Annotated in this window: 12 protein-coding genes; 9 read left to right on the top strand and 3 right to left on the bottom strand. The window is 71.9% G+C overall.

Annotation, left to right across the window (positions count from 1 at the left end):
- Window positions 1-23: 23 nt before the first annotated feature.
- Together HUT12_RS26340 and HUT12_RS26335 are read right to left on the bottom strand one after the other, a co-directional pair.
- Window positions 24-266 (bottom strand): hypothetical protein, encoded by a 243-nt coding sequence (locus HUT12_RS26340; RefSeq protein ID WP_176095989.1) that lies wholly within the window; start codon window positions 264-266, stop codon window positions 24-26.
- A gap of 253 nt (window positions 267-519) precedes the next feature.
- Window positions 520-1626: a 3-deoxy-7-phosphoheptulonate synthase gene (locus HUT12_RS26335; protein WP_131051732.1), complete on the bottom strand. Its 1107-nt coding sequence runs from the start codon at window positions 1624-1626 to the stop codon at window positions 520-522.
- A 299-nt stretch (window positions 1627-1925) separates the two neighbouring features.
- Between HUT12_RS26335 and HUT12_RS26330 the strand changes: the two genes are divergently transcribed.
- From HUT12_RS26330 to HUT12_RS26290, 9 genes are all read left to right on the top strand, one after another.
- On the top strand, window positions 1926-3080 hold the full coding sequence (locus tag HUT12_RS26330) for an alkaline phosphatase PhoX (protein WP_176095067.1): 1155 nt from the start codon (window positions 1926-1928) through the stop codon (window positions 3078-3080).
- 94 nt (window positions 3081-3174) lie between these two features.
- Window positions 3175-3390 carry a hypothetical protein gene (locus tag HUT12_RS26325; protein ID WP_131051734.1) on the top strand — a complete coding sequence of 72 codons (216 nt, stop codon included), beginning with the start codon at window positions 3175-3177 and terminating at the stop codon, window positions 3388-3390.
- A gap of 82 nt (window positions 3391-3472) precedes the next feature.
- Window positions 3473-4765 (top strand): pitrilysin family protein, encoded by a 1293-nt coding sequence (locus HUT12_RS26320; RefSeq protein ID WP_131051735.1) that lies wholly within the window; start codon window positions 3473-3475, stop codon window positions 4763-4765.
- 174 nt (window positions 4766-4939) lie between these two features.
- The gene (locus HUT12_RS26315) at window positions 4940-6286 is read left to right on the top strand and encodes a pitrilysin family protein (RefSeq protein WP_176095066.1); all 1347 of its coding nucleotides are present in this window, start codon (window positions 4940-4942) and stop codon (window positions 6284-6286) included.
- Window positions 6287-6359: 73 nt separating this feature from the next.
- On the top strand, window positions 6360-7382 hold the full coding sequence (locus tag HUT12_RS26310; RefSeq protein ID WP_176095065.1) for an aspartate-semialdehyde dehydrogenase: 1023 nt from the start codon (window positions 6360-6362) through the stop codon (window positions 7380-7382).
- A gap of 60 nt (window positions 7383-7442) precedes the next feature.
- Window positions 7443-7859, top strand: a complete 417-nt coding sequence (locus tag HUT12_RS26305; protein WP_131051738.1) for a CBS domain-containing protein — start codon at window positions 7443-7445, stop codon at window positions 7857-7859.
- Window positions 7860-8059: 200 nt separating this feature from the next.
- Complete coding sequence (locus HUT12_RS26300) at window positions 8060-8428, top strand: SCP2 sterol-binding domain-containing protein (protein WP_131051739.1); 369 nt, start codon at window positions 8060-8062, stop codon at window positions 8426-8428.
- Complete coding sequence (locus HUT12_RS26295) at window positions 8428-10488, top strand: amylo-alpha-1,6-glucosidase (RefSeq protein ID WP_176095064.1); 2061 nt, start codon at window positions 8428-8430, stop codon at window positions 10486-10488. The genes HUT12_RS26300 and HUT12_RS26295 overlap by 1 nt, the downstream gene beginning before the upstream one ends.
- 76 nt (window positions 10489-10564) lie before the next feature.
- A complete protein-coding gene (locus tag HUT12_RS26290; RefSeq protein ID WP_131051741.1) occupies window positions 10565-11311 on the top strand; it encodes a 1-acyl-sn-glycerol-3-phosphate acyltransferase in 747 nt (248 codons plus the stop codon).
- 77 nt (window positions 11312-11388) lie between these two features.
- On the opposite strand, the gene HUT12_RS26285 is transcribed toward HUT12_RS26290, so the two are convergent.
- Window positions 11389-12090: a hypothetical protein gene (locus HUT12_RS26285; RefSeq protein WP_131051742.1), complete on the bottom strand. Its 702-nt coding sequence runs from the start codon at window positions 12088-12090 to the stop codon at window positions 11389-11391.
- Between the last annotated feature and the right edge of the window lie 32 nt (window positions 12091-12122).

The following is a 12122-nucleotide window of genomic DNA, read 5'->3' as shown; positions in this document are numbered from 1 at the left end:
ACCGGCCGGGTCGGCGCCGGACGTCACCCCGCCGTACCACCCAGCAGGTCGGTCACCTCGTCGACCGCGTACTCGCCCTGGGGCAGCGCGTTGAGCCGGGAGAGCAGCTGCGCCGGCAACTCCGCGGCGACCGCCCGCCGGTAGATGTCCACCTGACTGATCCGCTCCTGACCGTGGTAGAGGTCGTCGAGCAGATCGACGAGCGGCCGGGTCTCCACCTCCTCCGTCTCCACCTCGTCGGGTACGGCGGCAGCCGTACCGGGCAGGTCGGTGACGGCCGGGTCGATGCCCGCGGTGTCGACCACGGGCACGTCGGCCAGGATGGCGTCGGGCAGCCGCGCCTCGGTCGTCGGTGCCGTGGGCACCACGGGTGCCCCGGTCACGGGTACGTCATCGGTCACGTCCGCCACCTACCCCCACCCCACCCGGCCAAACTCCCCCTGTATCCGTGGCGATCATGAGGTCGGCGGCGTTCTCGCTGGTCGCGCCGCACGCCGACCTCCGATCGACGGGAGCAGGTCAGGCGGGAGTGGGCAGGGTCTGCGAGTGGTGGGCGCGGCGGGTGCGGACGGCGGTGGCCAGTGCGTCGAGCACCTCGTCGGTGCTGTCCCAGCCGATGCAGGCGTCGGTCACGGACTGCCCGTAGGTCAGCTCGCGGGTCGGGTCCAGGTCCTGCCGGCCGGGCTCCAGGAAGCTCTCCAGCATGATCCCGACGATGCCCTGCTGGCCGGCGGCGATCTGCGCGGCCACGTCGGCGGCCACGGTGGGCTGGTTGCGGTGGTCCTTGCCGCTGTTGGCGTGGCTGGCGTCCACCACCAGCCGCTCCGGCAGGCCGGCGGCCCGCAGCAGCTCCAGCGCGCCGGCGACCGACTCGGCGTCGTAGTTGGGCCGACCGCCACCGCCGCGCAGCACCAGGTGGCCGTCCGCGTTGCCCCGGGTGTGCATGATCGCCGGGGTGCCGGAGACGTCGATGCCGGGGAAGACGTGCGGTACGCCGGCCGCCCGGATCGCGTCCACCGCGGTGGAGATGCTGCCGTCGGGGCGGTTCTTCATGCCGATCGGCATGGAGAGGCCGGAGGCGAGCTGGCGGTGCACCTGGCTCTCCACCGTGCGCGCCCCGATCGCACCCCACGCCACCGTGTCGGCGATGTACTGCGGGGTGATCGGGTCGAGGAACTCGCAGCCCACCGGCAGCCCCAGGCGCAGCACGTCGAGCAGCAGCGCCCGGGCCAGCCGCAGGCCGGTGTTCACGTCACCGGAACCGTCCAGCCCCGGGTCGTTGATCAGGCCCTTCCAGCCCACCGTGGAACGCGGCTTCTCGAAGTAGACCCGCATCACCACCAACAGGTCGTCCGAGACCCGGTCGGCCGCCTCGCGCAGCCGGTGCGCGTAGTCCAGGGCGGCGGCGGGGTCGTGCACCGAGCACGGCCCGACCACCACCAGCAGGCGGTCGTCGGCACGGTCGAGGACCTGCCCGACGGCGCGTCGCCCGGACAGCACGGCCGAGGTGAGGCCGGCGTCCAGGGGCAACTCGTGCAGCAGCAGAGCCGGGGTGGTCAGCGGCACGACGCGGTCGATCCGCTGGTCGATGACCCGGTGGTTCTCCGGGGTCGTCACGGTGGGCATCCTTTCGCCGACCGCACCCGGGGCCGGTGCCCGGGTCGAGCCGGCTGCTCGTACGCGAAAGGGCAGGAACGAAAGCTCCTGCCCGGCCGGCTCGAATTCGGTGACGTCAGATCATGGTGAGGTCACCGGCCGAGCCGGCTGCCTAAACCATCGATACGACCGCGTCACGGCGGTAAGAGTACCTGACGGTGCGCGGATGCTCACCTTCTCGTCGCCGAAGCCTCGCCTCATGTTCACCCTCGTCGATGAAACGCTCGGTAGTTTCGGCGCGACCGACAGACGTCTCCCGAGGGGTTCCGATGGATCGTCGTACCGTTCTGCGTACCGCCGTCGCCGGTGGCGCCGCCGCCTTCTCCGGCGGTCTCTGGGCCGGCGCTGCCGTCGCCGCCCCTGCTCAACCCGGTGCCGGCCCGTACGGTCCGCTGCGCACCGCCGACGCCAACGGCATCATGCTGCCGACCGGATTCACCAGCCGGGTGATCGCCCGGTCCCGTCAGGCGGTGCCCGGCACGTCATACGTCTGGCACGACGCTCCCGACGGCGGCGCCTGTTTCGCCGCCGGCACCGGCTGGATCTACGTCTCGAACTCTGAGATCACACCGGGCGGCGGGGCCTCGGCGGTCCGGTTCCACGCCGACGGAAGCGTCGCGTCGGCGTACCGGCTCCTCTCCGGCACCAACCAGAACTGCGCCGGGGGCGCCACCGGGTGGGGCACCTGGCTCTCCTGCGAGGAGGTGAGCCGCGGGTACGTCTACGAGACGTACCCGCAGGGCGGCACCACGGCGGTGCGGCGGGCGGCGATGGGCCGCTTCAGGCACGAGGCCGCCGCCTGCGACCCGGACCGGCGGGTGATCTATCTGACCGAGGACGAGACCGACGGCTGCTTCTACCGTTTCCGGCCGACGAACTGGGGCGACCTCTCCACCGGCACGCTGGAGGTGCTGGTCGCCGGCAGCGGCACCAGTGGCCCGATCACCTGGGCGCGGGTGCCCGACCCGGCGGCGTCGAGCACGCTCACCCGCCGCCAGGTCTCCGGCGCCAAGGGCTTCAACGGTGGAGAGGGCTGCTGGTACGCCGACGGCACCTGCTGGTTCACCACGAAGGGCGACAACCGGGTCTGGGCGTACGACGCGGTCCGGCAGCGGATCGACCTGGCGTACGACGACTCGCTGGTCTCCGGCACCGCACCGCTGACCGGGGTGGACAACATCACCGGTGCCCGCTCGGGTGATCTCTACGTCGCCGAGGACGGCGGCACCATGGAGATCTGCGTGATCACTCCGGACGAGGTGGTGGCGCCGTTCCTACGGATCACCGGCCAGTCCTCCTCGGAGATCTGCGGGCCGGCCTTCTCGCCCGACGGCACCCGGTTCTACTTCTCCTCGCAGCGCGGCGCCAGCGGGTCCTCCTCGGGCGGTATCACCTACGAGGTCCGTGGGCCGTTCCGCGCCTGAGATGCAAGGAGGGGACCCGGGTACGACACGAGGCGTTAGTAAGGGGCCCTTCCTTACACGCGTGTGAGCAACGGGGTGGGGGTAAGGAACCGGCATGACGAACGCGCAGAGCGACCAGGAGCGGATCGAGTCGCGGGCCCACCTGCTGCCGGAGGAGGCGGCGGTCGGCAGCGACGACCCCCAGGCCCAGGCCGACGCGATCCTGACCGAGTCGGACCTCCGCGAGGCCGACCGCAACGCCGCACCGGACACCGTCCTGGAACGGCGTACCTCGGAGCAGACGGTGACCCCGATCGAGCCGCCGGACTGACCGTGTCGGGACGCGGACGCCCGCGACACGGGCGCCGCGTCCCACCCCCGCCCGGGCCGGGAGATCGGATAGCGTCGGGGCCATGCCCGACAGCGGTTATCCCTGGCCCATCTCGACGACCCGACTGGACAACGGCCTGCGCGTGGTGGTCAGCGAGGACCGCACCGCCCCGGCGGTCGCGGTCAACCTCTGGTACGACGTCGGCTCGCGGCACGAGCCGGCCGGACAGACCGGTTTCGCACACCTCTTCGAGCACCTGATGTTCGAGGGCTCGGTGAACGTCGCCAAGACCGAACACATGAAGTTGGTGCAGGGCGCGGGGGGTTCGCTCAACGCCACCACCAACCCGGACCGCACGAACTACTTCGAGACGGTCCCGGCCGAGCACCTCGAACTGGCGCTGTGGCTGGAGGCCGACCGGATGGGCGGCCTGGTGCCGGCGCTGACCCAGGAGACGCTGGACAACCAGCGGGACGTGGTCAAGAACGAGCGCCGTCAGCGCTACGAGAACGTGCCGTACGGCGACGCCTGGCTGCGCCTGCTGCCGCTGCTCTATCCGCCGGGCCATCCGTATCATCACGCCACCATCGGCTCGATGGCCGACCTGAACGCCGCCGACCTGGCCACCTTCCAGGCGTTCCACCGGACGTACTACGCACCGAACAACGCGGTGCTGACCGTGGTCGGTGACACGACCGTCGACGAGGTCACCGCGCTGGCCGAGAAGTACTTCGGCGCCATCCCGCCCCGGCCGGAGATCCCCTCCGCCCCGGACGGCCTGGTCGTCGCCGGTAGCGGCGAGCCGGTGGGGGAGACGGTGGTCGCGGACGTTCCGGCGCCCCGGGTGTACGTCGCGCACCGCACGCACCCCTTCGGCACCCCCGGGTACGACGTGGTGACGGTGCTCGCCACCGTGCTCGGCAGCGGTCGGGGCAGTCGCCTCTACCAGCGCCTCGCCGACGGTGAGCGGATCGCCCAGCCGGATCTGGTCGGGGCGTACGGGGTGGACCTGGCGCACGCGCCGGCACCGCTGATCGCCACCGCCACCGCCCGTCCCGGCGTGGACGCCGAGCGACTGGCCGCCGGGCTGGCCGAGGTGATCGACGAGCTGACCACCGTGCCGGTCACCGCCGCCGAGCTGGACCGCGCCAAGGCGCTGCTGACCACCGCCTGGTGGCGGCAGATGTCCACGGTGGACGGTCGGGCCGACGCGTTGGGCCGGTACACCACCCAGTTCGGTGACCCCCGGGTGCTCGCCGATCGGCTGCCGGGCTGGCTCGCGGTGACCGCCGAGCAGATCGCCGAGGTCGCCGCCGACGTGCTCGCCCCCGCCGACCGGGCGACTCTGACCTACGTTCCGGAGGACAACCGGTGAGCGCGAGGAGTGAGCGGCGCGGACCGGTTGGTGGCCGTGGCCTGGTGTGCGCGAGCCCCGCAGTCGCGAACGAAAGGAAAGCCCGGTGAGCGCGAGGAGTGAGCGGCGCGGACCGGTTGGTGGCCGTGGCCTGGTGTGCGCGAGCCCCGCAGTCGCGAACGAAAGGAAAGCCCAGTGACGTTGATTGCCGATCGTCCGGGACCGGGTGCGGCCCGTCCGTACCGGTTCCCGCAGGTGGTGCGTCGGAGCGTGGCGGGCGGGCAGGTCGTCGCCGCGCACCTGCCCGGGCAGAACCTGGCCGTCGCGTTGCTGCTGCTCGACGCGGGCGCGGGCCGGGAGCCGGTGGGCAAGGAGGGGCTGGGCGGCGTCCTGGCCAAGGCCCTGGAGGAGGGCACCAGCCAGCGGGACGCCACCGCGTACGCGTTGGCCATCGAGGCGCTCGGCACCGAGTTGGTGACCGGGCTGGACTGGGACACCTTCCAGGCCAGCGTGCAGGTGCCGGTGGACCGACTGGGCGCCGCCGTGGAGTTGCTCGCCGAGGCGGTGCGGACGCCGAGGCTGGACCCGGACGACGTACGCCGGGTCCGGGACGACGAGGCGACCGCGTTGCGGATGGACTGGGCGAATCCGGGTCCACGGGCCGACGCGGCGTTGCGCGCCGACCTGTTCGGTGGCGACACCCGGTGGGGTCGCCCGATGTACGGCGACCCGGATTCGGTGGCCGGGCTGGACGTCGAGGACGTCACGGTCTTCCACTCGGAGTGGTTCATCCGCCCGGGGACGCTGGTCGTCGCCGGTGACCTGGACCGGCTCGACCTGGACGCGCTGGCCGCGACGGCGTTCGCCGGCACCGGTGGTGGACCGGTGGACCGGGGCACGCCGATCGAGGTGCCGCTGCGCTCCGGCCGCCGGGTGATCCTGGTCGACCGGCCCGGTTCGGTGCAGTCCACGCTGCGGCTCGGGCATCCGGCGCCGCACCGGGCCCACCCGGACCACGTGCCGATCGCGCTGGCCGGCACGGTGCTCGGTGGTGCCTTCACGTCCCGGCTGAACCACCTGATCCGTGAGGTACGCGGCTATACGTACGGCATCCGGGGTGACTTCGCCTCGTCGCGCCGGTTCGGCCGGTTCGGGGTCAGTTCCGGCGTGCAGACCGCCGTCACCGCGCCGGCGCTGGTGGACGCGGTCGGGGAGATCGCGCGTACCCAGGCCGGTGGGGTGACCGAGGAGGAGCTGGCGGTGGCCCGGTCCTGGCGGGCCGGGCAGCTCTCGGTCGAGTTGCAGAGTCCCCGTGCGATCGCCGGTGCGCTCACCACGCTCGTGGTGCACGACCTGCCGGACGACTACCACGCCCGGCTGCGTGAGTCGTTGCTCGCCGCCGACGTGGCGGAGGTCTCGGCGGCGGCCGCCGCCCACCTGTTCCCGGAGTCGCTGACCCTCGTCGTCGAGGGCGACGCGGCGGTGATCAGGGACGAACTCGTGGCGGCGGATCTGGGCGAGGTGATCGACGCCACGCGTTGATCAGGCGATCGGACGGTCCGGGCGGTGGGAAAGCGTTCCCACCGCCACCGGCCCGCTGGGTAGCCTCGCGGGCATGAGGATCGGCATTGTGGGGGCCACCGGCCAGGTCGGTGGCGTCATGCGACAGGTGTTGGCGGATCGGGAGTTCCCGGCGGAGCAGGTGCGGTTGTTCGCCTCGGCGCGGTCGGCGGGGCGGACGCTGCCGTGGCGCGGCGAGGAGGTCACGGTCGAGGACGCGACCACCGCCGACTACTCGGGGCTGGACATCGTCCTCTTCTCGGCGGGCAAGGGCACCGCCAAGGAGCTGGCGCCCCGGGTCGCCGCCGCCGGGGCCGTGGTCATCGACAACTCGTCGGCGTTCCGGATGGACCCGGAGGTGCCGCTGGTGGTGGCCGAGGTCAACCCGCACGCCGCCACCGTCCGCCCCAAGGGCATCATCGCCAACCCGAACTGCACCACGATGGCCGCGATGCCGGTGCTGCGTCCGCTGCACGCCGAGGCGGAACTGGTCGGCCTGGTCGTCTCGACGTACCAGGCGGTGTCCGGTGCCGGGCTGTCCGGCGTGGCCGAGCTGGACGAGCAGGTCCGCAAGGTGGTGGAGACCGCGTCCGGTCTGACCTTCGACGGTGCGGCGGTGGAGTTCCCGGCCCCGCGCTCGTTCGCCCGGCCGATCGCGTTCAACGTGCTGCCGCTGGCCGGCTCGATCGTCGACGACGGCTCCGCCGAGACCGACGAGGAGCAGAAGCTGCGCAACGAGAGCCGCAAGATCCTGGAGATCCCCGAGCTGAAGGTCTCCGGCACCTGCGTCCGGGTGCCGGTGTTCACCGGGCACTCGCTCCAGATCAACGCGCGGTTCGCCCGGCCGATCAGCCCGCAGCGGGCCCACGAGCTGCTCGCCGACGCGCCGGGCGTGGCGCTCTCCGACGTGCCGACCCCGTTGCAGGCGGCCGGGCAGGATCCGACGTTCGTGGGCCGGATCCGCGCCGACGAGACGGTCCCGCACGGGTTGGCCCTGTTCTGCGCGAACGACAACCTGCGCAAGGGTGCCGCGCTCAATGCCGTGCAGCTCGCCGAGCTGGTCGCCGCCGAGCACTGAGCGTTACTGCCTGCGGTCGTGGGGTAGACACCGGGTTGCCCACACCGAGAGGGAGGCGCCATGACAACGGTCGGAGACTTCATGACGACCCGGGTGGTGACCATGGACGGCAGCGCCACGCTCGCCGCCGCCGCGCAGGAGATGCGGGATTCCGCCATCGGCGACGTGGTGGTGTGCGACGGCGACAACGTAGTCGGCATCATCACGGACCGGGACATCACGGTCCGGGGCGTCGCGGAGGACATGGACCCGAACACCGCTCAGCTCGACCAGATCACCTCGAAGGACGTGATCACGGTCAGTCAGTACGACGACGCCGTGGCCGCCGCCGACCTGATGCGGACGTATGCCGTACGCCGGCTGCCGGTGGTCGAGGACGGCCGGCTGATCGGTCTGGTCTCCATGGGTGACCTGGCCGTGGAGCGGGAGCCCCAGTCGGTGCTGGCCGACATCAGCGCCGACGATCCCAACAACTGACGCCTCCCCGCCCGTGCGACGCCGGTCCCCGCCTCGGGGGCCGGCGTCGACGCTTCCCGCCGCAGGCGTGCCGGCAGCGCCGCGCCGCCCGTCGGTCGCGGTGAGGATCCCGCTCAGCTCACCCGATCCGGGCGAGGTTGACCCCGTCGCGCATGGGGACCCGCCTTCCGGAGAGCACAGCGACCGGGAGGAGTGCGGTGATGTCGGACGCGACCACACGGTTCTTCGAGGACCTCGACCACCGGGGGTACGAGCCCCTGCTGGCGAAGTCGTCGGGCGCCCTGCGCTTCGATCTGCACGAGGGGCCCCGGACCAGCCACTGGCTGCTGCGCATCGACCGGGGGAACCTGACGGTCTCCCGGGAGGACCTGGCGGCCGACACCGTGGTCGGGACCAGCCCGGAGCTGTTCGAGGACCTGGTGACCGGTCGGGAGAACGGGCTGGCGGCGCTGCTGCGCGGGGACGTCACGGTCTCCGGCGACGCGCGCCTGGTCGTCCAGGTGGACCGGCTCTTTCCCGGGCCGCCGCAGGCCGAGGGGCCGCGTCGGTACCGCAAGGGGGTCCGCTGATGGCTCCCAGTCACACCGTACGGATCCTCGACGGCAGCACCTTCGTGGTCTGCGAGGCCACCGGCGACATCGAGGCGACACCGACCGAGCCGACCGGGTTGTTCTCCTTCGACACCCGCTACCTGTCGAAGTGGGTGCTCACCGTCAACGGTGAGCGGCTGAACGCGCTCTCCTACGACGATCTCCAGTACTTCGAGTCGCGCTTCTTCCTGGTGCCCGGCCTGGCCACGCACTACGTGGACGCGAAACTGTCGATCATCCGCGAGCGGGCCGTCGGGGGCAGCTTCCGGGAGAACATCACCATCCTCAACCACGACGAGAAGGCCGTCGACCTCCAGGTGCGGATGGACGCGGCGTGCGACTTCGCCGACCTGTTCGAGGTCAAGGACGAGATCTTGAACAAGAAGGGCGAGACGTACGCCGAGGTGGACTCGGACAAGCTGCGCATCGGCTACCGGCGCGGCAACTTCCGGCGGGAGACCGTCATCTCCTCCTCCGAGCCGACCCGGTACGACCGCAACGGCTTCTCGTACACGATCCACCTGGAACCGAACGAGCAGTGGCACACCACCATCGACGTGCAGACGCTGGCGCTCGGCCCGGACCACCGGGACCTGCGGATCGGGTTGCGGGTGCACGGCACCGAGCGGCTCGCCCTCCAGCACGACCTGGAGGAGTGGATCGCCAAGGCGCCGAAGGTGAACAGCGAGCACGACCAGGTCGCGGCGACGTACCGGCGGTGCATCGTGGACCTGGCCGCGCTGCGGTTCGCGCCGCTCTCGCTCGGCGGACAGACGCTGCCGGCGGCCGGCCTGCCCTGGTTCATGACCATGTTCGGCCGGGACAGCATCCTGACCTGCCTGCAGACCCTGCCGTTCACGCCCGAGCTGAGCGCCACCACGCTGCGGATCCTCGGCGCACTCCAGGGCACCCGGTGCGACGACTTCCGGGAGGAGGACCCGGGTCGGATCCTGCACGAGATGCGCTACGGCGAGAGTGCCGCATTCGAGGAGCAGCCGCACTCGCCGTACTACGGCTCGGTGGACGCCACCCCGCTGTTCGTGGTGCTGCTCGACGAGTACGAGCGGTGGAGCGGAGACGCGGCGCTGGTCAAGGAGTTGGAGCAGGAGTGCCGTCGGGCGTTCCGGTGGATGGACGATTACGCGGACCTCGTCGGCACCGGCTACATCTGGTACGAACGCCGCAACACCGACACCGGCCTGGAGAACCAGTGCTGGAAGGACTCCTGGGACTCCATCTCGTACGCCGACGGCAGCCTGCCGCCGTTTCCCCGGGCCACGTGTGAGGTGCAGGGGTACGCGTACGACGCGAAGATGCGCGGCACCCGGCTGGCCCGCGAGTTCTGGGACGACCCGGGGTTCGCCGACCAGTTGGAGCGGGAGGCGGCGGCGCTCAAGGAGCGGTTCAACCGGGACTGGTGGGTCTCCGACGGCGGCTACTACGCGTTGGCGCTGGACCCGGAGGGACGACAGTGCGACGTGCTCACCTCGAACATCGGTCACCTGCTGTGGAGCGGGATCGTCGACGAGGACCGGGCCGCGCAGATCGCGCACCACCTGGTCGGGCCGCGACTCTTCTCCGGCTGGGGGGTACGCACGCTGGCCGAGGGCGAGGTGCGGTACAACCCGATCGGCTACCACAACGGCACGGTCTGGCCGTTCGACACCTCGTTCTGTGCCTGGGGCCTGCGCCGGTACGGCTTCGCCGAGGAGGCGGCCGTCATCGCCAACGGCATCCTGGACGCCGCCCGCTACTTCGACGGGCGGCTGCCCGAGGCGTTCGGCGGCTACCAGCGTGAGCAGACGAAGTTCCCGGTGGAGTACCCGACGGCGTGCAGCCCGCAGGCCTGGTCGACGGGGGCCCCACTGTTGCTGCTGCGCACCATGCTGGGCCTGGAGCCGCACGAGGGTCACCTGGCGGTCGAGCCACGGTTGCCGGTGGGCATGGGTCGGATCGAGGTGTTGGACATCCCGGGCCGATGGGGCCGGGTGGACGCCTTCGCCCGTGGTCGGCTCGAACTGCACAAACTCGCCGACTGAGGGCGCGGTCATGGTGGCTGAGCAGCCCGGACGGGCGTCCTACCAGCGCGTAACCTACTAGGGGTAAAGTTACCGGATGCCGGAACTCGTGTATCCGCCCGTGATCGCCGCCTGTAAGACGATGTTCCGCGTACTCGACCTGAAGCTGGCCGTGGAGGGGGCGCACCACGTGCCCCGCACCGGTGGTGTGGTGCTGGCCAGCAACCACGTCAGCTACCTGGACTTCATCTTCTGCGGGTTGGGGGCGCTGGATTCCCGGCGACTGGTCCGGTTCATGGCGAAGGACGCGGTGTTCCGGCATCGGGTGTCCGGCCCGCTGATGCGCGGGATGCGGCACATCCCGGTGGACCGGCAGGCGGGTGCCGAGTCGTACGCCGCCGCCGTGCGCGCGTTGCGGGCCGGCGAGGCGGTCGGAGTGTTCCCGGAGGCCACCGTCAGCCGGTCTCTGACCCTGCGGACTCTCAAGAGCGGGACCGCCCGGATGGCCCGCGACGCCGACGTGCCGGTGCTGCCGGTGGCGCTCTGGGGCGGCCAGCGCCTCTGGACCAAGGGCCGACCGCGCACGCTGAGCCGGCGGCACACCCCGATCACCATCCTGGTCGGCGAGCCGATGCTGCCCGGCGCGTACCCGGACACCGCCGCGATGACCGCCGACCTGGCCGCCCGGCTCGGCGCGATGGTGGACCGGGTCCAACGGGAGTACCCGGACCAGCCCGCCGGGCCGGAGGACCGCTGGTGGCTGCCGGCCCACCTCGGCGGCACCGCGCCGACCCCGGAGCAGGCCGACGCCATCGACGCCGGACGGGGTGCCCGGAACCCCTGACCCGCCCGGCGCACGACAGACCGTGCCGATCGGACCGGCGCGGATCAGGGCTGTGCGGGTTCAGGTCGGCGGGCGGATCACCGTAGCCCGGAGGCCGCGTCGTACGGCATCGGATCGGAGTGCCGGGGCCGGTAGTAGTCGTCCCGGGAGTGGAACTCGACGGGCAGAGAGCCGGGCAGCACCACCCGCGCCGGACCGGCCAGCGGCGTACTGCGGGCGACCCGGGCCAGCGCGTCCCGCTCCGGCGGCGACAGGTCCACCAGCTCCGGCCGGGTGAGCCGAAAAACGGCCACCGCGCGGCGGATCTGCCGGGCCAGCTCACTCACCTCGCCACGCTGCCCGGTCAGGCCGAGCGCCGGCTGTCGGATGGTCCGCAACGCGTCGCAGACCACCAGCAACCGCATCTCGTCGTCGCCGGTGCCCGGCAGCCACTCCAGCCGGGACGGCCACTGCCAGCGGATCTGCCCGCTGACCAGGCCCGGGGTCCGGCCGCCCGGGCCGGAACGGGAACCGACCAGGGCGAGGTGCGAACGCGTCCCGACGTAGACCATGCGGAAATCGGTCACGGTGAGGGTGACCGGGGCGGGCAGCGTCCACGACCGGGAGGCGTCCGTGGGGCCGAGCAGGTAGCCCGCCACGTTCAGTCGGTGGCGGCCGAGCACCTGCTCGCCGGCCTCCGGCACCAGCTCGTGCCGGCGGTCCAGGACCGGGCCGGCGTCGTCGTGCACCGCGTCGAAGCGATGCGGGGCGATGAAGAACGGGGACGCATCATCGTGCATCGGGACGGAACCTCCGGTGCTGGCGGGGGCAT

The sequence above is a fragment of the Verrucosispora sp. NA02020 genome (genome assembly GCF_013364215.1).
Lineage (GTDB): Bacteria > Actinomycetota > Actinomycetes > Mycobacteriales > Micromonosporaceae > Micromonospora.
The sequence above is the reverse complement of the archived record's forward strand: the minus strand, read 5'-3'. Positions and strand labels throughout refer to the sequence as shown.

Coding starts and splice junctions, on each gene's coding strand:
- HUT12_RS26335 (WP_131051732.1), bottom strand. CDS start 1,626: ATGCCCACCGTGACGACCCCGGAGAACCACCGGGTCATCGACCAGCGG.
- HUT12_RS26330 (WP_176095067.1), top strand. CDS start 1,926: ATGGATCGTCGTACCGTTCTGCGTACCGCCGTCGCCGGTGGCGCCGCC.
- HUT12_RS26325 (WP_131051734.1), top strand. CDS start 3,175: ATGACGAACGCGCAGAGCGACCAGGAGCGGATCGAGTCGCGGGCCCAC.
- HUT12_RS26320 (WP_131051735.1), top strand. CDS start 3,473: ATGCCCGACAGCGGTTATCCCTGGCCCATCTCGACGACCCGACTGGAC.
- HUT12_RS26310 (WP_176095065.1), top strand. CDS start 6,360: ATGAGGATCGGCATTGTGGGGGCCACCGGCCAGGTCGGTGGCGTCATG.
- HUT12_RS26305 (WP_131051738.1), top strand. CDS start 7,443: ATGACAACGGTCGGAGACTTCATGACGACCCGGGTGGTGACCATGGAC.
- HUT12_RS26300 (WP_131051739.1), top strand. CDS start 8,060: ATGTCGGACGCGACCACACGGTTCTTCGAGGACCTCGACCACCGGGGG.
- HUT12_RS26295 (WP_176095064.1), top strand. CDS start 8,428: ATGGCTCCCAGTCACACCGTACGGATCCTCGACGGCAGCACCTTCGTG.
- HUT12_RS26290 (WP_131051741.1), top strand. CDS start 10,565: ATGCCGGAACTCGTGTATCCGCCCGTGATCGCCGCCTGTAAGACGATG.
- HUT12_RS26285 (WP_131051742.1), bottom strand. CDS start 12,090: ATGCACGATGATGCGTCCCCGTTCTTCATCGCCCCGCATCGCTTCGAC.